The sequence below is a fragment of the Roseomonas sp. TS2 genome, from assembly GCF_058833935.1.
Genome location: NZ_JCACVY010000004.1, coordinates 1 through 16,503 on the forward strand (window position 1 = coordinate 1; position 16,503 = coordinate 16,503).

A 16,503-nucleotide genomic window follows, 5' to 3' on the forward strand; every position below is an offset into this window, starting at 1 on the left:
CAGCCCGGCCCCGCCGAGGTGGCCAGCGCCGCCATGCCGCAGCCCGAGGCGCCGGCCGCCGAGCTGGCGCCCCTCCTGGCGCAGGACCGCGGCCAGGTGCTGGAGATGGTCCGCTACCGCATCGACCCCGCCGACCGGGCCGCCTTCCTCGCCGCCATGGCCGATCTGCGCCGCGCCCGGCTGCGCAGCGGGGCGCTCTCCTGGCGGCTCTACGAGGATGTCGCGCACCCCGAGTTGTGGGTGGAGGTGTGGTCGGTGGGCAGCTGGACGGAACATCTGCGCGAGAATGACCGCCTGCAGCCGGCCGACCATGCCGCCATCGCTCGCGCCGCGGTTCTGCACCGGGGTGAAACCGGCCCCGAGAGCGCGCGCTATATCCACCAGTCCCTCTAGAATTGGCGGGAGGCGGGGCTGACAGCCGCCCCCGGCAACCCCACACAAGCTTCAGCGTTACCCGCGCCGAACAGGAGAACCAAACCATGAGCCTGCGCGCCACCCGCAATGATCTGGGCGAGAACGCCAAGAAGGTGTCCGTGAACGTGCTGAACGGCACGCTGGTCGACACCATCGACCTGACCAACTGCGTGCGCATGGCGCACTGGACCCTGCGCGGCTCCAACTTTATTGGCCTGCACACCATGCTGGAGGGCTTCTACAACGAGCTCTTCGCCACCGCCGACGAGGTGGCCGAGCGCCTGGTGCAGATCGGCGGCACGCCGGACGGCACCAGCCAGCTGGTGGGCGAGAAGACCCGCCTGCCGGCCTACCCGCAGCACACCACGGCCAGCATGGAGCATGTGAAGGAGCTGGCCGACCGCTTCGCCAACCTCGCCAAGTCCGTGCGCGAGGGGATCGACGCCACCGATGAGGCGGGCGATGCCGACACGGCCGACCTGCTGACCGGCCTGTCCCGCGACCTGGACAAGAAGCTGTGGATGCTGGAAGCGCATCTCGACAAGTAAGCACCTGAAACGCCAGGGGGCCGCCGCGCCCCCTGGCTGCCTCCCTGGCTGCCCCGCCCAGCCTGCCCGGCGCGGGGCCAGCCGGCCGCCCCGGCCCGGCAAAACGGAACAGAGGGTTGCGGCCGACCCCCTCCCTTGGCTAGTTTGCCGGCTGAGGGTGTGAACAAGACATGAACGATCTCTTCGGCGGCCGTGGCCCCAAGGCAGCGGCAGGGGCTTCCTATTCGGCCAAGGACATCGAGGTGCTGGAGGGGCTGGAGCCCGTCCGCCGGCGCCCCGGCATGTATATCGGCGGCACCGACGAGAACGCGCTGCACCATCTGGCAGCCGAGGTGCTCGACAACGCCATGGACGAGGCAGTGGCCGGCCATGCCGACCGCATCGAGGTGACGCTGGAGCGGGACAACTGGCTCACCATCCGTGACAACGGGCGCGGCATCCCGACCGACCCGCACCCGAAATTCCCCAAGCTCTCGGCGCTGGAGGTGATCCTCACCACCCTGCATTCGGGCGGCAAGTTCTCCGGCAAGGCCTATGACACCTCGGGCGGCCTGCACGGCGTCGGCTCCTCGGTGGTCAATGCCCTGGCGGAGCGGCTGGAGGTGGAGGTGGCGCGCGACCGCACGCTGTTCACCCAGGCCTATGCGCGTGGCAAGCCGCTCACCAAGCTGAAGAACGCCGGCGCCGTGCACAACCGGCGCGGCACCACCATCCGCTTCAAGCCGGACCCGGAGATCTTCGGACAGCAGCTCTTCCAGGCGTCGCGGCTGTTCCGGCTCTGCCGCTCCAAGGCCTACCTGTTCCGCGGTGTCGAGATCCGCTGGGCCTGCGACCCGTCCCTGGTGAAGGACGACACGCCGTCCCAGGCCACGCTGCACTTCCCCGGCGGCCTGTCGGACTTCCTGGCCGCGGCGCTGGAGGGGCGCAGCCCGGTCATCCCCGCCCCCTGGGCCGGCGAGGCCACCTTCCCCCAGGGCGCCGGCCGCGCCGAATGGGCGGTGAGCTGGCTGGAGCAGGGCGAAGGCTTCCTGCACACCTATGCCAACACCATCCCGACGCCGCTGGGCGGCACGCACGAGGCCGGGCTGCGCAACGCGCTGGTGAAGGGCCTGCGCGCCTATGGCGAGCTGAAGAAGGAGAAGCGCGCCGCCAGCATCACCGCCGAGGATCTGTTCGGCGGGCTGGCGGGCATGCTCTCGGTCTTCGTGCGCGAGCCGCAGTTCCAGGGCCAGACCAAGGACAGGCTGACCAGCCCCGAGGCCGCCCGCCTCGTCGAGCAGGGGCTGCGGGACCATTTCGACCACTGGCTGGCGGGCGACCCCGCCACCGCCGGCAACCTCCTCACCTGGGCGATCGAGCGCGCCGAGGACCGCATCCGCCGGCGCGAGCAGAAGGACACGCCGCGCAAGAGCGCCACGCGCCGCCTGCGCCTGCCCGGCAAGCTGGCCGACTGCGCGCGCGAGGCCGCCGAGGGCACCGAGCTGTTCCTGGTGGAGGGCGATTCCGCCGGCGGCTCCGCCAAGCAGGCGCGCGACCGCGAGACCCAGGCCGTGCTGCCGCTGCGCGGCAAGATCCTGAACGTGGCCTCCGCCAGCGCCGACAAGCTGCGGCAGAACCAGGAGCTGAAGGACCTCATCGAGGCACTCGGCTGCGGCGCAGGCGAGAAGTTCGACATCGCCCGGCTGCGCTACGGCCGCGTCGTCATCATGACCGATGCCGATGTGGACGGCGCGCACATCGCGGCCCTGCTGATGACCTTCTTCTACAAGGAGCTGCCGGAGCTGGTGCGGCAGGGCCGCGTCTACCTGGCGCAGCCGCCGCTCTACCGCCTCGCCACCGCCGGCAAGACCGTCTACGCGATGGACGATGCCGAGCGCGAGAAGCTGCTGAAGAAGGCCTTCAAGCCCAACCAGAAGGTGGAGGTCAGCCGCTTCAAGGGCCTGGGCGAGATGCCGCCCGCCTCGCTGAAGGAGACCACCATGGACCCGCGCAAGCGCACCCTGCTGCGCGTGGTGCTGCCGCCCGAGGAACGCGCCGCCACCTCCGAGCTGATCGAGGCGCTGATGGGCCGCAAGCCGGAATTGCGCTTCCGCTTCATCCAGGAGAACGCGGCCCGGCTGGAACTGGAGGCGGTGGACGCCTGATATAAGCGCGCACCAAACGGGAGACTCCGGCGCCATTCAGTAGACTGGCGCTCTCCTAACCCGTTGCTTTCATTGACAAAGGGCGCGGAATCCTCGCGCCCTTTTTGCTTGCCGAAACGCGGCGAGACCCTGCGCAAGCAGAGTCACCCGGCGCTGGCCTTCCGCCCAAGGAAAACGACAGGTTTCACCCTGCGCGTGCTGCAACCGGCGCCAGAGTCTCCCGTTTACCTTGCGTTATGGGAAGCAGCTCTGAACCCGGCGCCGTGATCGCCAATGAACTCGACGCCCTGCTCGCCAGCGTCCCCCCGCTGTTCGCCGAGGGCATCTCGACGTTTGCTTATGAAGTGGTCGAGCTCGAGATGGAGCAACTGGCTGCAGCGCGGGCGAAGGCGACGGCGTGGCTTGAGAAGGCACGTATCCGCAACGACGGTAACGATGTGGCATGCATTGCGGCGATTGCGGTCCTGGATGCCCGACAGGCACGAGTTATGGAGGGGCTCCGCACCCTATTGCGGCTGCAAGCGTACCTCGAGCGCAGGCGCGACCACATTGTGCCGCCATCGTCGGTGTCGCCCAAGAGCAAGCCTGACAGCAAGAACAGCCGCGTGCGAGATCGGGTCGCCGCCATCCTTGCAGAAGGCGGCCCGACACACCGGACGGAGCTCCTCAAGGTCGTACTGGCGGACGGTCTCCTGGGTGCGGAGCAACGCCCCATGAATCGACTGGCATCAATTCTGGCCAGCAATGGCCACCTATTCGGCTCCGACTCCAGGGGGACATACTTCCTGTTGAGCCCCGAGCCCGAGGAACAGACCCGGTCGCCTAGTCGTACCGGTCTGTCAGCGGGACGCCGCCCGGCGTTTCCCACGTCGCAACCGGAGCAAGGAGATGATGGCCATGCGAGCGCGTGCGCCGTTTATAATACCTAAGGCGGGCCTTCCCGCCTGAAATCCAGACTGTAGCCGCAGACTGAACGCAAGAAGGCACCCCTACCTGGATCTGACCATCCAGGTAGGGGCACCTCTTGTCTTAGCGCCTAGTCGCACCGTCATCAGAACGTGGCCAGGATCCCTTGGGTTGCACAGATGGCACCGGCAACCCGGTTCCTGAGGTTCTCCGGACAACCTGACGCGCCACCTCAATCATGTGGTGACTGCACCTCGTCCCATCTTCGCTGCCGCAGCCCGGCCCGCTACTCGCGCCAGTACGCCCAGGCGAGCCACAACAGCCCGGCTATTCCGCCCGCCGTCGCCGCCGACCCGGCCACCGTGAACACCACCACGGTCGCGGCCTGCCCCACGGTGGCGCCCGGATCCACGATGCCGTCCAGCCAGCCAGCAGGCATTGGCTCACCGCCGAAGACCAGAATCGCAGCGGCTAGCGCTGACACAGCCGCCATCTTCAGTGTGTAGGTTGCCAGCCCCATCGGTCGCTCCCTTGCCCCTGGCATCGAAACGTCCGGGCAGCATAGGAGGTTCATTGCCGCTTGCCAGGGCTCATGGCACCGGGGCTAGGCTCGGTCCGCAGGAGGACCGCCCATGCCGCCCTACCCAAGTGACCCAGCCATCCAAGCCGAGGCCCGGCGCCTCGCCTCCGAAGACCTGGACCGTGACCTTGGCGCCGTCGCCGAGATGCTGGCCGAGCGTGGCCATCATGGTCCCGATGGCAGGCCATACGCCGCACGCACCGTGGCCAACTTGCTCGACGAGGAACTCGTCCATAGGCGCGAGGACCGACAGCGGGCGCTCAGGGCCGAGGCAGGTGCCGACTTCAACCGCTGGCTTGCCCAGCATGGCCAGGGGTTCGTCGCGGGTGGTGCGGATGCCTTCCTTCAGAAGGCAGCCTCGCCCGAGCGCTGATTTCCTGACCTCCGACGAGGCCCTTGTCTGGCGGCGTGACCATCCCGTCCTGCACGATCTCGTCGCCGGTCGACTGGTCCGCCTGCCAGGTACGAAGCAGGCCGAGCTCCGGGAGGTCCCGGCCACCCTCGCCGCCGCGGTGTGGATGGTGGCGAGCCACCTCACGGCGAGCCGTCGGTGGGTGGCGAGGCCAAAGGACGAGTTTGGCGCCGTGCCACTCGGCGTGGCGGCGAAGGACTGTAGCGGTCTCACGCAGTTGCTGCGGTTGCCGGAGGCGATCTGGCCCGGCTGCACCGCTCCAACCCCGTTATGGCGCCGTTCGAGGTAGGCTTCCCGGGCGCCAGCTTGCTACGGGACAGCGGACGCTTTGCCGCTGTGGAAGTTCACCGCCGCTAACGAGTCGAGACGCTTGCGCCTTCGGCTCCGATGACGAGGGTCACACCCTCAATCAAGCGAGTACATCGTCATCGTATCCCTAGCGGACGCCTTCACCTCCAAGCTTAACCTCGAGCTCGCCACGAAGGAACGAATGACCCGCTTGGCAAACTCCTCATCCTCGAAGCCGTCCCGATAGAGCGCGCCAATCGCGGTCACGGCCATGATGGACTTCGCAGAGGGGCGGGAGACGCCGACGTCTGACATGCGCCATTCAAAGCTTGTCTGCGAGCCGTCTATCGCCGCCTGCAAAGTGGCGTCGTCACCATCCCGCTGCACCACGAAGATCTCGCTCCAAAACTCGTTCGCAGCGGCGAAGGCCCGAGGATACTTGTCCTCGCCCTTCATGAGGGACCCAATCACGTCCAGCATCTACACCTTCCAACGGCTCAGCCCAAGCAATGGAGATGGGGGGCAGCTTTGGCGCTTTCAATGAACACGTGCGCGACGGGCAAGTCTTCACATGGTCCAGTCTGGGCCACCTTCTGCTTCCGGAGGGTACGACCTCGTACTCGGCTCGTGCTCCTCGCTCGCGCCTCTTCAACAGCGTGGGGCAGTGAACCCAGGCATCGGTGACCGATGCGTGCGGTGCGGCCTATCCGGGCGCCGGATCCGCCCGGTTCCCCCTCGACACAATGAGCATGTCGGCATCCGGCAGTGGCCTCTGGAGTTGCTGGGCGACATCCCAGGGCGCCATCCACCTCAAGGCGATGCCGGTGATGCTGACGACACCGGACGAGATAGACACTTGGCTGCAGGCGCCGTGGGGGATCGCCCGCGAGCTGCAGCGACCATTGCCGGACAACGACATGCTCATCGTGAGCAAGGGTAACCGCAAGGATCCGGCCTAGCCTGGCGCGACCTGATTGGCGGGTCGTCTGGCTGGCAAGCGGCGACTGCACCTCCACACCACCCCTCGGTCATCCACGGATTCCGATTCGGCCCGGCTCTCAGGCGAACGCACCTTGAAGGTAGCAGTCAACGCGGCAGGAACAGGCCCTTGATGCAGGCGGAATTGCAGACGGCAATCTGGGTATGGGTCTTCAAGTAAAAGCCTCCGTCCGGGTAGACGGGCTCGCCTTCGGTGAGGAGACCGCGGACGGTGTCGAACGGGCCCGGCTTCTCGCTTCCGGCAGGCAGATCGTAATCCTCCTCCAAGATGGCATGGAGGCGGCGGATCACGGCGCAGTCCAGGTTGCGGAGCAGCTTGTCGTTGGTCGTGCTGCCCCTGACATCCCTATTACGAGGCAGCGCCTGCCCGCTCTTCTCCCGCGTGGCCACCAGACTGTCATAGGCGTTTCTCAGGAGATTGAGGTTCTCGCGGACCAGAAGGTCCAAGCAGTTGCCCAGGTCGATGACGGCACCCAGAACAAAGGGCTTCTTGTAATCGCCACGGGCGACCTTGTCCTCGGCCCACTCCAGTGCGCGTCCGGGATCGCCCTCCCAGAAGTAAACACCGGGGCCGAGCCAATCATAATCTTTCTCACTCCGCAGCAGGTTCACCTCACCTGCAAGGGCCTTCCTGCCCACCTTCTCATCGCAGTCGTGGTAGCCCAATACGAAGGAAGTGGCGTAGCGACTCAACTACGAGCTGCGGTTGGCTTCTTCGACGGCTTCTTCGGCGCCGGGCCACCGTATTCGGGGGCAAGACGACCATCGGCCGTCCGGATGCCCTCGCGGACCAGCGCTTCACGGGCAACGGCACGGGTGGTCGTGTTCACCTCGGTGTACCGCCTCGCCATGATCTCGAAGGTCTTGCGCTGGGCTTCCGTCATCTACCGCTCCTGTTGCCGGATAACCTAGTGCGCCCCAAGGCTTGAAACGACATCCGCGAGGCTTCCCCCGCAGCCCCACTCCGGGCGCAGGCGGTAACGGGCGTGCAAGGTATAGGACTGATTCAGCGGTGTCTCGCGCCATCCCAGGCGCCAGAGTCGCCCATCACTGTCCAATGTAGCCTTGATACCTCGCCCTCCAAGGCATAGGGTTCCGACATGTCGAAGGAACCCACCCTCCGCGCCGTCGCCCGACCTTCCCCGGACTTCACGGACCGGGCCTACTGGGCCGGGACCATCAAGATGGCGCTCAGCCGTTTCTTCGTCCTCCAGGTGCTGCACGACGGCCCGGCGCACGGCTACGACATCGCCCGTGCCGTCGAGCGGACCACCAACGGCTGCTGCTCGCCCTCCGAGGGTGCCCTCTACCCGACGCTGCGCGAGTTCGAGCAGGGCGGCTACCTGACATCCGCTTCGGAAATCGTCTCCGGTCGCGAGCGCAAGGTCTACACGCTGACCGACAGGGGCCGCGACGCCTTCAAGGTCGGCCTGGAGGCATGGATGGACGCCACGGCGGCCCTGACCGAGACCGACCGCGCCGCTGCTGCCCGCGACCAGGCCAAGGGTGCCTGCCGATGCTGACCGTTGGCTTGCCCACATACATCGCCCACCGAGGCATACCCAAGGGGAACGTCAAATGACGTCTTGCTGCTCCGCCACGCCGCGCCCTCAGAACAGGGCCTCTGAGGGCCACGCCGCCCTCGGATCGCTACCTGTCGCCATCATCGGCGGCGGTCCGGTCGGCCTCGCCGCCGCAGCGCATCTGCTGGAGCGTGGCCTCGAGCCGGTCATCCTGGAAGCCGGTCCCTCGGTCGGCACGGCGCCGCTTGCCTGGGGCCACGTCCCCATGTTCTCCCCCTGGCGCTACAACATCGACCGGGCGGCCCAAGCCCTGCTGGAGCGGCACTGCTGGATGGCGCCTGACGCCGATGGCTTCCCGACCGGACGCGAACTCGCCGACGACTACCTGGCGCCGCTCGCCGCGCTGCCGGAGATCGCTGGCCGCCTGCGCCTGAACACGCGGGTGACCGGCGTCGTCCGGCAACGCGTGGGCAAGGTCCGCGACGCCGGGCGCGAGGACCAGCCCTTCGAGGTCAGGTTCCAGGCCGACGGACGCGAGGGCCGCCTCCTCGCTCGCGCCGTCATAGTGGCCACCGGCACCTGGGGCAGTCCCAGCCCGGCCGGTGCCTCCGGTATGCCCGCCGTGGGCGAACGCGAGGCCGCCGAGCGAATCCGCCACGGCATGCCGGACGTGCTGGGCGCCGACCACGGCCGCTACGCGGGCAAGCGCGTCCTCGTCGTCGGGTCGGGCCACTCGGCCGTTGGCACCCTCATCGACCTCGCCCGCCTGGCCGAACAGGCGCCGGGCACGGCTGTCCTGTGGGCGGCCCGCGGCGCCGACCTGACGCGGGCCTACGGCGGTGGCGCCGCCGACCAGCTGCCGGAGCGCGGCGCCCTCGGCCAACGGCTGCGGCGCCTCGTGGAGGCCGGTGCCGTCGAGCTGCTCGCGCCCTTCGCGGTGGATGAGGTTCGCCGGGGCACCGGTGGTTCCCTGCAGGTCAAGGGTCTCGAAGGCAGGACGGTGGCGGCGGACGAGATGGTGGTCGCCACCGGCCTACGGCCCGACCTCGGAATCCTTGGCGAGGTCCGCCTGGACCTGGACCCGGCGCTGGAGTGCCCGCGCGTGCTGGCGCCGCTGATCGATCCCAACCTGCACTCCTGCGGCACCGTCCGGCCGCACGGCGCCTTCGAGCTCCAGCAGCCGGACAGCGGGCTTTTCCTTGCCGGGATGGCCAGCTACGGGCGGGCGCCCACCTTCCTGCTGGCCACCGGCCACGAGCAGGTGCGCTCCATCGCCGCCTTCCTCGCGGGCGACCTCGAGGCCGCGCGCCGTGTCGAGCTCGATCTGCCGGAGACCGGCGTCTGCAGCTCGAGCCGCGTGCTGCCCGGCGCCGCCGACGTGGTGTCCTCTTGCTGCGCTCCCGCGGCACCCCCGGTCGCCTGCTGCTCCTCGCGGCCGGAGCAGGAGCTGGTCAAGGAAACGACGTGCTGCGGGACCAACACCGCGCGGGCGACCGTACCGTCCGAGCCCGCCGAATGAGCCAGGCCACGACACCGGGAAGCGCCCTTGCCGGTGCGGCAGCAGGCCGCAACCGGCTGACGGTCGTCTCGGCCATCGGCGTCGGCCAAATCCTTGCCTGGGGTTCCTCCTACTACCTGCTAGCCGTCCTGGCCGGACCGATTGCCGCGGACACCGGCTGGCCGCTCACCTGGATCATGGGCGCCCTGTCTATTGGCATGCTGGTGTCCGGCTTGGCTTCGCCGCGCATCGGCCACCTGATTCACCGGCACGGCGGCCGCCCCGTGCTCGCCGCCAGCGCCGTCCTGCTCTCCGCGGGCCTGCTGCTGCTCGGGCTGGCGCCGAGCCTGCCGGTGTTCGTAGTCGCCTGGGTGGTGCTCGGGCTGGCCATGGGGGCCGGGCTCTACGACCCGGCATTCTCGACGCTGGGGCGTCTCTGTGGCGAGCAGGCGCGCTCGGCCATCACCCACGTCACCCTGTTCGGCGGCTTCGCCAGCACGGTCTGCTGGCCGCTCAGTGCCTTCCTGGTTGACCACCTGGGCTGGCGCGGCGCCTGCCTGACCTACGCCGCCATCCACCTCGCCGTGGTGCTGCCGCTCTACCTGTTCGGCGTGCCGCGCGAGTTGGCCAAGCCCGCTGCGGCACCCACGGCCGCCAAGGCTGCCGTGGCGCCAGGCCATGTGCAGGCGGGCCAGCGCTACGCCTTCGTCGTGCTGGCAGCGGGGTTCACCCTGGCGGCGGTCATCATGACCGTCATCTCCGTCCACCTGCTGACACTGCTGCAGTCGCAAGGGCTGGCGCTGGCGGCGGCCGTCGCCTTGGGCACGCTGATCGGCCCGGCGCAGGTCGGCGCCCGCGTGCTGGAGATGCTGTTCGGCAAGAAGGCGCATCCCATCTGGAGCCTGGTCGCGTCCGCGGTGCTGGTGGCGGTCGGCCTGGGCATGCTGGTGGGCGCCCCGGGTGTCATGGCGGTGGGCATCGTCATGTACGGCATGGGCAGCGGCATCCGCTCCATCGCCCGCGACACGGTGCCCTTGGCCCTGTTCGGCAAGGAGGGCTACGCCGTGCTGATGGGCCGCATCGCCATGCCGACCCTCATCGCGCAGGCAGCCTCGCCCTTTCTCGGCGCCTGGCTGCTGGACAGCTTCGGCACGCAGGCGACGCTGGCTATCCTGTGCGGGGCAGCGATGCTGAACATCCTGATGGTGCTGGCACTCGTGCCCAATGCGCTCCGGCGTTCCTGACAGTCATCCTCCATCCAAGAAAACGAGGTTCCCGTGCCTGAACTGATCACAACCGCCCTCACCAATCAGCCCGCCGAGGTGACCATCCGGCCTGCCAGAGAGGCCGACATGGACGCTGTTGCCACCATCTATCGGCACCACGTGCTCCATGGCACCGCCACCTTCGAGACAGAGGCACCGACGGCCGAAGATATGCGGCAGCGACGCATCGCCATCACCGAACGCGGGCTGCCCTACCTGGTGGCCGAGGACACCGATTGTCGCGTGCTCGGCTACGCCTACGCGGGCGCTTATCGGCCCAGGCCTGCCTACCGGAATACACTCGAGAACTCGGTCTACATCAGCGAGGAGGCCCGAGGGCGCGGCATCGGCCGCCGCCTGCTCGAGGCCCTCATCCAGGAGTGCGCCGCACTCGGCTACCGGCAGATGGTGGCCGTCATCGGCGACAGCGCGAACGAGGCGTCCATCCGCCTGCACAAGGCGTTCGGATTTCAGCCGATCGGCACCTTGCGCTCGGTTGGCCGCAAGCACGGGCGATGGCTGGATACTGTGCTGATGCAGTTGGCTTTGGGGGACGGTGACGAGACGGCACCCGAGGTGGAGTAAGGGCCTTCCCCCTGACATCCTTCGCCAGCAAACTGGCGAAGGCGGTACTCGGCATGGTGGGAACCAGCCTCCGCATCAGCAAATGCAGATCAGCTTGGCGACGCTGCCGATTTGGCCGCTATGCCCGACGCAATGGCCGCCACGACCACTCACAGCAATCGACTGCTAGCCCATGGCCCTCCTTGCGCTGCGCCTAGGTAGTGGCCGCTGTTCCCGACAAGGTCTCAATCAGTGGGCATGTGGCCTGCTCCCCGGATTGACATTGCTGCACGGCACCATCCAGTACACGCTCCATCGCCTGGAGGTCGGCAATTCGGGAGCGGACATCCGCGAGGTGTGCTGCGGCGATGCCATGGACCTCGGTGCAGGCGCCTGCACCAAGTTCGAGGAGCGCGCCCACCTCGTTCAGGGTGAAGCCAAGCTCCCGCGCGCGCCGCACGAACCTCAGCCGCCTGATGTCCTCCTCACCGAAGAGGCGGTAGCGCCCCCGGCGGGCCGGTATTGGAAGCAAGCCAATCCGCTCGTAATAGCGGATCGTCTCGATGTTGCAGCCCGTCCGCCGCGAGAGTTCACCGATGGCAACGCCGCTCTGCCCCATCCCATGCGCCTCCTCAGAAAGGACTTGAGTCTGTAGTCGCTACAGACGGTAGGTAGGCTGCATAGCTGAGACAAGGAGGCCGACCGTGTCCGACACCCAAGTGAATGCTACCCCGGCACATGGGGCGGTCCAGGAAGCCGGTGCGATGGTGCTGACGACGACGGGCATCGCCGCAGCCTTCGGTGCGGCCTCCTGCTGTGCGCTGCCGATGCTTCTTGGCTCCCTCGGGCTGGGAAGCGCTTGGCTCTTCGGGCTGGCGGTCCTTCTGGGGCCGTACCGCACGATCCTGCTCGCCGCCGCAGCCGCGTGCCTGGCTGGCGGAGCGGTCCTGCTCTGGCGCCAGCGGGCAGCGGTTGCCTGCGAGCCGGGCTCCGCCTGCTCCCCCAACCCAGCCCTCCGGCTTGTCGTTCCGGCAGGTTTGGCGGTCGGGATCATCCTGTTGGTGCTCGGTTATGCGTACGTGTGAGGACCCGATGATCCTGGAGTCGACAATCACCTGCCCGCACTGCGGCACGGCGAGAACCGAGACAATGCCGACCGATGCCTGCCAGTACTTCTATGACTGCACCGGCTGCGGAACGCTGCTCCGGCCCAAGCAGGGCGACTGCTGTGTGTTCTGCTCCTACGGCACGGTGCCGTGCCCGCCTGTCCAGGTGGACGGGAAGGGTTGTTGCCACGCGGAAGATCCGCCGCCAGCGGCTGGCTGACCCTTTCCCCGCGTGGTCGGCAACGGCGGGATGACCGTCACTCCGCAGCAAGGCCGGGGTTGGCGGGCACCAGCCTCGGCACCCAGCGGATGTAGACCAGCATGGCGACGAGTTCGACGAGCGTCTGCGTCACCACCGCGGCAGGCAGCAGCGCACCGGCTTCCGGGATAGCGAAGGCCAGCGGCAGGACGACCAGGGAGTTCCGGGTGCCGCCGCTGAAGGTGACCGCCCTCGCCGCGCCCGCCTCCAGGCCCGCATACCTGGAGATGACGCTACCTACGACCGGCATCAGCGCGGCGAAAGCGACGTAGACCGGCACCAGCATGGCGACGGAGCCTGCCTGGGCCGCCACGTTCGGGGCAACGGCCGCGATGACCACCAACAGCACCACGGCCATCAGGGGAACGGGCAGCCATCCCATGGCGTCCGCGACCGCCTTCCCGGCGCCGAAGCGCGCCGCCCACGCCTGAGTGGCCGCGGCGAGAGCCAGGGGCACGGCGATCAGCCAGACGAAGGCTTCGATGAAGGGACCGGGCTGCATCATCGCCATGGCCCGCTCGCCGATGAACAGGCCGAGGTAGACGGGGAGCAGCAGCATCTGCGCCACCAGCAGCACCGGCGTCGCCGCCAGGATGAGGCGGGCGTCCCCGCGGCCGAGGTGGGTGAACACGACCACGTAGTCGATGCAGGGCGCCAGCAGCACCATCAGGACACCCAGGCGCAGCACCCATTGCTCGCCGGGCAGCATGGAAGCCAGGGCGAACGCCACCAGGGGCGCGGCAACGAAGTTCACCGCCAGCAGCGTCAGCAGGAAGCGCCCGTTGGCCAGGCTCCTTCGCAGGTCCGCCAGCGGCACCTGGAGGAAGGTCACGTACAGCAGGGCCGCGAGGGCGGGGTTGATGACCGCCCCCCACGCCGCGCCGGGCGCGGCGACGGCCGCGATCGCGCCCGCCACGACGGCGGCGAAGTAGATGGCGACTTGGTTCTCTTCCAGGCCGGTGCGGGTGATGGCCAAGTTGTCGGCTCCTCCGTGGTGAGCGGGCAACCGATGTCACGCCGCGGGTGTGGTGACGTGGTTAGGCTCGCCAGCCGCAGCAGGCAGCCCGCTTTGCAAGGACCGGAACGGAAAGGTCTTCCAGGAAGGTGCACCGGCTGGCCGGGCCCCGGCGCAAGCCGCCGTGCCATACCCCAGGAAGCCGCGCCCTCGCTGTGGCGCCTGCCCACCTGCTGCTCCTGCCAAGGGCAGCAACGATGGGCAGCGCCGTTATCATCATGCCTGTTGCATGCACCACCAAGCAGGCAAGCTGATAAGTTGATGGCGGCTATCGGTCGGACTGCTGTTCTCCCTGGCCTGCCTTATCAAGGTCGCTACGAGCATCACGGATGATTGCCCAGGCGGATTGCAGGAACAGCCCGGCGATGACGAACGCCACGGCGAGGTCTGGCCACGCAGTTTCGGTCCACCAGACCAGGCCCGCCGCGACCACCACGGCCAGGTTGCCGATGGCATCGTTGCGACTGAACAGCCAGACGGCCCGGACGTTGGCGTCGCCCTCGCGGTGCGGCATGAGGACCGCTGCGGAGGCCACGTTCACCACCAGCGCGACGGCGCCGAAGAGGCCCATGAGCTCGGCCTCGGGCTGGTTCAGCACCAGCACCCGATAGCCGGTGGTGGCGAGCACGCCCACGCCAAGCACGGCAAGAAACAGGCCCTGAATGAGGGCGGAGCGGGCACGCCAGGCGAGGCTCCAGCCGATCGCCAGCAGGCCAAGGAAGCTGATTAGGCCATCGCCGAGGAAGTCGAGGGCGTCCGCCTTGAGCGCCTGGCTGCCGGAGATGAAGCCGCCGACCATCTCCACCAGGCCATAACCGACATTGAGGCCGACCACGATCCAGAGCGCCCGGCGGTAGGCGGGCGTGATGTGGGCGAGGTCCTTGGGCAGGTCGTCGTCGTCGCTCATCCGATGCTCCCGAGCCAAGACCGTACCGATACGTTCAGGGGGTGCCGGATCTGAAATAGCGGACCGGCGCGGCGCCCATGGCCATCAAGATGTCGCGTGCTACGAGGTGACGGGCGCCTTTCGTACATTGGAAAGACCTCAGCACCGCCACCCAGATGCACGGCCCAAGATGACCGTGAGCTCAATGCTGGGATCGCTGGCCGCTTCGGAGAGGCCGTCCAAAACCGGCCGATCATTCTGCGTCCATCGCCCTGGCAGCGCTCGTTCGAAAGCGGTCAATCGGCAGCTTCAGGTATGAGGTGCCATTCGCTTCCGGCTTCGGCAGACGTCCGCCGCGGAGGTTCACTTGCAATGCAAAGAGCATCATCGCTGGCAGAGGAAGCGTTCGATCACGTTCCTCCCGCAGCCGAACGAACCCGTCCTCTCCGCCGCTGTCCCGTAGGTGAATGTTGGTTGCCCGCTGCTCCGCTACGGTGGACTCCCAACGCGGTTCGCGCCCGCCCGGACGGTAATCGTGGCCGGTGAAGAGGCGTGTCGTCGGTGGCAACGCGAGGATGCTCTGGATGCTGCGGTACAAGGCCCGCGCGTTACCACCAGGGAAGTCGGCTCGTGCCGTGCCCGCATCCGGCATGAAGAGGGTGTCATGCACGAACGCGGCGTCGCCAACGACGTAGGTGACCGAGGCCGCGGTGTGGCCTGGGGAAAAAATCACCCTCACTTCCGAGGCGCCAAGATTGAAGCAGTGACCATCTGCAAACATGTGGTCCCAATAGTCGCGGCCACCGACCTCGAGATCGGGGATGTTATAGATGTCCGACCAGATCGCCTGAACTGCGAGGGTCTGTTCGCCAATGCCTGTTGGCACGCCAAGGCGCTCGCCCAGGTAGGCGACGGCAGAAAGGTGGTCAGCATGCGGGTGGGTGTCGAGCACCCATTCCGGGATCAGTCCGCGCTCCCGGATATGGGTGGCAATCTCGTCGGCTGGCTGGGTCGCAAGGCTGCATGAATTGCGGTCGAAGCTTAACAAGGGATCGATAACCGCGCATTTCTTTGTTTGCGGATCCGCCACGACGTAGGAGACGCTTCCGGTCTGATCATCGTAAAAGCCCCGTACGATCGGCTGAGACGGCATTCTGTTCTCCCTGTTTTTGCGCGGTGTCGCGGAAGCCGCGATGGTGGCCACCTTGGGACACCGAGCACGATGTCTTTCGGCAAGGGCGCACCCGGCGAGGGCCGAGGAGCGCTAAACCCAGCCGGGCGGAGTTGCATGCTTCGCGGTGTGGCTGACGGCGTATTAGGCGCGCTTCTTAGAATCCGCGGCGCCGCTCATCCGATGCTCCCGAGCCAGGGGAAGAGTTGGAGCATCAGGATGGCGAAGTCAGTCAGGTGGCCGGTAATCATTGCCACCCCCATCGCCACCATGATGCCACCCGCCACGATCTGAAGAACGCGCCCGACGCGTCGCAGGCTGCGGAACGGGCCGCGTAGAAAGGCGTCGGCGAAGGCGGCCACCAGCAGGAAGGGCACGCCCAGCCCGGCCGCATAGGCGGCCAGGAGCATGATGCCGAGGTGGCTGATTTCGCTGGTGGCGGTCAGCGCCAGGATGGCGCCCAGCACCGGACCGATGCAGGGCGTCCAGCCGAAGGCAAAGGCCAGCCCGAGCACGTAGGCGGAGAGCGGCGTGCCGCCGCTGAGAGTCGGCATGAAGCGGAGGTCGCGTTGTAACGGCATCAATCGCAGAACACCCGCAGTCATCAGGCCGAACAGGATAACGACCACCCCGCCCACGATCCCAGCCTCGTAGCGGTAGCGCAGCAGGGCTTGGCTCAGCGCCGAGGCGCCCGCGCCCATCGCCACGAAGACGGTCGCGAAGCCCAGGACGAAGCAGAGGCCGAGGCCGACCGTGGCGAGGCGATCCGGCGCGGTGCGCTCGGCGGCGACCGAGCGCCCGGCGACATAAGAGACGTAGCCGGGCACCAGCGGCAGCACGCAGGGCGAGAGGAAGGAAACCATCCCCGCCAGGAAAGCGGTCAGGAGGCCGGACATCTGGAGGAGCGGGTTCACGCCGGTCCCGC

General features: G+C 67.8%; 21 protein-coding genes. 12 read left to right on the top strand and 9 right to left on the bottom strand.

Annotation, left to right across the window (positions count from 1 at the left end; genetic code table 11):
• From ACZJYS_RS01525 to ACZJYS_RS01540, 4 genes are all read left to right on the top strand, one after another.
• The coding region (locus tag ACZJYS_RS01525) for an MFS transporter (RefSeq protein ID WP_493175393.1) at window positions 1–393 on the top strand (393 nt) is incomplete at its 5' end.
• An 86-nt stretch (window positions 394–479) separates the two neighbouring features.
• A complete protein-coding gene (gene dps / locus ACZJYS_RS01530) occupies window positions 480–962 on the top strand; it encodes a DNA starvation/stationary phase protection protein Dps (protein ID WP_109518503.1) in 483 nt (160 codons plus the stop codon).
• A gap of 170 nt (window positions 963–1,132) precedes the next feature.
• A complete protein-coding gene (gene parE / locus ACZJYS_RS01535; RefSeq protein ID WP_493175395.1) occupies window positions 1,133–3,106 on the top strand; it encodes a DNA topoisomerase IV subunit B in 1,974 nt (657 codons plus the stop codon).
• 263 nt (window positions 3,107–3,369) lie between these two features.
• Complete coding sequence (locus ACZJYS_RS01540; RefSeq protein WP_099095918.1) at window positions 3,370–4,035, top strand: hypothetical protein; 666 nt, start codon at window positions 3,370–3,372, stop codon at window positions 4,033–4,035.
• A 263-nt stretch (window positions 4,036–4,298) separates the two neighbouring features.
• Here the strand turns inward: ACZJYS_RS01540 and ACZJYS_RS01545 are convergent, their stop codons facing one another.
• A complete protein-coding gene (locus tag ACZJYS_RS01545; protein WP_099095917.1) occupies window positions 4,299–4,532 on the bottom strand; it encodes a hypothetical protein in 234 nt (77 codons plus the stop codon).
• A gap of 112 nt (window positions 4,533–4,644) precedes the next feature.
• Here ACZJYS_RS01545 and ACZJYS_RS01550 point away from each other — a divergent pair, with 112 nt between their 5' ends.
• Window positions 4,645–4,965, top strand: coding sequence for a hypothetical protein (locus ACZJYS_RS01550; RefSeq protein WP_141563148.1), 321 nt, complete (start codon window positions 4,645–4,647; stop codon window positions 4,963–4,965).
• Window positions 4,966–5,409: 444 nt separating this feature from the next.
• Here ACZJYS_RS01550 and ACZJYS_RS01555 read toward each other — a convergent pair whose 3' ends face one another.
• Window positions 5,410–5,772, bottom strand: a complete 363-nt coding sequence (locus ACZJYS_RS01555; protein WP_099095914.1) for a hypothetical protein — start codon at window positions 5,770–5,772, stop codon at window positions 5,410–5,412.
• A 200-nt stretch (window positions 5,773–5,972) separates the two neighbouring features.
• Here ACZJYS_RS01555 and ACZJYS_RS01560 point away from each other — a divergent pair, with 200 nt between their 5' ends.
• Window positions 5,973–6,251: an SOS response-associated peptidase gene (locus tag ACZJYS_RS01560; RefSeq protein WP_232477424.1), complete on the top strand. Its 279-nt coding sequence runs from the start codon at window positions 5,973–5,975 to the stop codon at window positions 6,249–6,251.
• Window positions 6,252–6,378: 127 nt separating this feature from the next.
• On the opposite strand, the gene ACZJYS_RS01565 is transcribed toward ACZJYS_RS01560, so the two are convergent.
• Both ACZJYS_RS01565 and ACZJYS_RS01570 read right to left on the bottom strand, forming a co-directional pair.
• Window positions 6,379–6,984, bottom strand: a complete 606-nt coding sequence (locus ACZJYS_RS01565; RefSeq protein WP_099095913.1) for a hypothetical protein — start codon at window positions 6,982–6,984, stop codon at window positions 6,379–6,381.
• A complete protein-coding gene (locus tag ACZJYS_RS01570; RefSeq protein WP_141563147.1) occupies window positions 6,981–7,175 on the bottom strand; it encodes a hypothetical protein in 195 nt (64 codons plus the stop codon). The genes ACZJYS_RS01565 and ACZJYS_RS01570 overlap by 4 nt, the downstream gene beginning before the upstream one ends.
• A gap of 216 nt (window positions 7,176–7,391) precedes the next feature.
• Between ACZJYS_RS01570 and ACZJYS_RS01575 the strand changes: the two genes are divergently transcribed.
• From ACZJYS_RS01575 to ACZJYS_RS01590, 4 genes are read left to right on the top strand one after another with little or no spacing between them, the layout of a single operon-like run.
• Complete coding sequence (locus ACZJYS_RS01575; protein ID WP_099095912.1) at window positions 7,392–7,814, top strand: PadR family transcriptional regulator; 423 nt, start codon at window positions 7,392–7,394, stop codon at window positions 7,812–7,814.
• A 55-nt stretch (window positions 7,815–7,869) separates the two neighbouring features.
• Window positions 7,870–9,333 carry an FAD-dependent oxidoreductase gene (locus ACZJYS_RS01580; protein ID WP_404700455.1) on the top strand — a complete coding sequence of 488 codons (1,464 nt, stop codon included), beginning with the start codon at window positions 7,870–7,872 and terminating at the stop codon, window positions 9,331–9,333.
• A complete protein-coding gene (locus ACZJYS_RS01585; protein WP_181378192.1) occupies window positions 9,330–10,556 on the top strand; it encodes an MFS transporter in 1,227 nt (408 codons plus the stop codon). The genes ACZJYS_RS01580 and ACZJYS_RS01585 overlap by 4 nt, the downstream gene beginning before the upstream one ends.
• 33 nt (window positions 10,557–10,589) lie before the next feature.
• A complete protein-coding gene (locus tag ACZJYS_RS01590) occupies window positions 10,590–11,162 on the top strand; it encodes a GNAT family N-acetyltransferase (RefSeq protein WP_007002444.1) in 573 nt (190 codons plus the stop codon).
• A 193-nt stretch (window positions 11,163–11,355) separates the two neighbouring features.
• Here ACZJYS_RS01590 and ACZJYS_RS01595 read toward each other — a convergent pair whose 3' ends face one another.
• A complete protein-coding gene (locus ACZJYS_RS01595) occupies window positions 11,356–11,760 on the bottom strand; it encodes a MerR family transcriptional regulator (RefSeq protein WP_007002445.1) in 405 nt (134 codons plus the stop codon).
• 145 nt (window positions 11,761–11,905) lie between these two features.
• Here ACZJYS_RS01595 and ACZJYS_RS01600 point away from each other — a divergent pair, with 145 nt between their 5' ends.
• Entirely contained in the window at window positions 11,906–12,226 is a 321-nt protein-coding gene (locus ACZJYS_RS01600; RefSeq protein WP_007002446.1) for a mercuric transporter MerT family protein, read from the top strand.
• A 7-nt stretch (window positions 12,227–12,233) separates the two neighbouring features.
• Window positions 12,234–12,467, top strand: a complete 234-nt coding sequence (locus ACZJYS_RS01605) for a GDCCVxC domain-containing (seleno)protein (RefSeq protein ID WP_081798710.1) — start codon at window positions 12,234–12,236, stop codon at window positions 12,465–12,467.
• A 37-nt stretch (window positions 12,468–12,504) separates the two neighbouring features.
• On the opposite strand, the gene ACZJYS_RS01610 is transcribed toward ACZJYS_RS01605, so the two are convergent.
• The 4 genes from ACZJYS_RS01610 to ACZJYS_RS01625 form a co-directional block, all read right to left on the bottom strand.
• Window positions 12,505–13,482, bottom strand: a complete 978-nt coding sequence (locus ACZJYS_RS01610; RefSeq protein WP_007002448.1) for an arsenic resistance protein — start codon at window positions 13,480–13,482, stop codon at window positions 12,505–12,507.
• Between the two features lie 307 nt (window positions 13,483–13,789).
• Window positions 13,790–14,428, bottom strand: a complete 639-nt coding sequence (locus tag ACZJYS_RS01615) for a cation diffusion facilitator family transporter (protein ID WP_007002449.1) — start codon at window positions 14,426–14,428, stop codon at window positions 13,790–13,792.
• 232 nt (window positions 14,429–14,660) lie between these two features.
• A complete protein-coding gene (locus ACZJYS_RS01620) occupies window positions 14,661–15,611 on the bottom strand; it encodes an MBL fold metallo-hydrolase (protein ID WP_306302903.1) in 951 nt (316 codons plus the stop codon).
• 143 nt (window positions 15,612–15,754) lie between these two features.
• Window positions 15,755–16,492, bottom strand: a complete 738-nt coding sequence (locus tag ACZJYS_RS01625) for a cytochrome c biogenesis CcdA family protein (RefSeq protein ID WP_007002451.1) — start codon at window positions 16,490–16,492, stop codon at window positions 15,755–15,757.
• Window positions 16,493–16,503: the final 11 nt, after the last annotated feature.

Bases quoted from the DNA above. Each gene is read 5' to 3' on its own strand.
- dps (WP_109518503.1), top strand. From the start codon at position 480: ATGAGCCTGCGCGCCACCCGCAATGATCTGGGCGAGAACGCCAAGAAG.
- parE (WP_493175395.1), top strand. From the start codon at position 1,133: ATGAACGATCTCTTCGGCGGCCGTGGCCCCAAGGCAGCGGCAGGGGCT.
- ACZJYS_RS01545 (WP_099095917.1), bottom strand. From the start codon at position 4,532: ATGGGGCTGGCAACCTACACACTGAAGATGGCGGCTGTGTCAGCGCTA.
- ACZJYS_RS01550 (WP_141563148.1), top strand. From the start codon at position 4,645: ATGCCGCCCTACCCAAGTGACCCAGCCATCCAAGCCGAGGCCCGGCGC.
- ACZJYS_RS01555 (WP_099095914.1), bottom strand. From the start codon at position 5,772: ATGCTGGACGTGATTGGGTCCCTCATGAAGGGCGAGGACAAGTATCCT.
- ACZJYS_RS01570 (WP_141563147.1), bottom strand. From the start codon at position 7,175: ATGACGGAAGCCCAGCGCAAGACCTTCGAGATCATGGCGAGGCGGTAC.
- ACZJYS_RS01575 (WP_099095912.1), top strand. From the start codon at position 7,392: ATGTCGAAGGAACCCACCCTCCGCGCCGTCGCCCGACCTTCCCCGGAC.
- ACZJYS_RS01580 (WP_404700455.1), top strand. From the start codon at position 7,870: ATGACGTCTTGCTGCTCCGCCACGCCGCGCCCTCAGAACAGGGCCTCT.
- ACZJYS_RS01585 (WP_181378192.1), top strand. From the start codon at position 9,330: ATGAGCCAGGCCACGACACCGGGAAGCGCCCTTGCCGGTGCGGCAGCA.
- ACZJYS_RS01595 (WP_007002445.1), bottom strand. From the start codon at position 11,760: ATGGGGCAGAGCGGCGTTGCCATCGGTGAACTCTCGCGGCGGACGGGC.
- ACZJYS_RS01600 (WP_007002446.1), top strand. From the start codon at position 11,906: ATGGTGCTGACGACGACGGGCATCGCCGCAGCCTTCGGTGCGGCCTCC.
- ACZJYS_RS01605 (WP_081798710.1), top strand. From the start codon at position 12,234: ATGATCCTGGAGTCGACAATCACCTGCCCGCACTGCGGCACGGCGAGA.
- ACZJYS_RS01615 (WP_007002449.1), bottom strand. From the start codon at position 14,428: ATGAGCGACGACGACGACCTGCCCAAGGACCTCGCCCACATCACGCCC.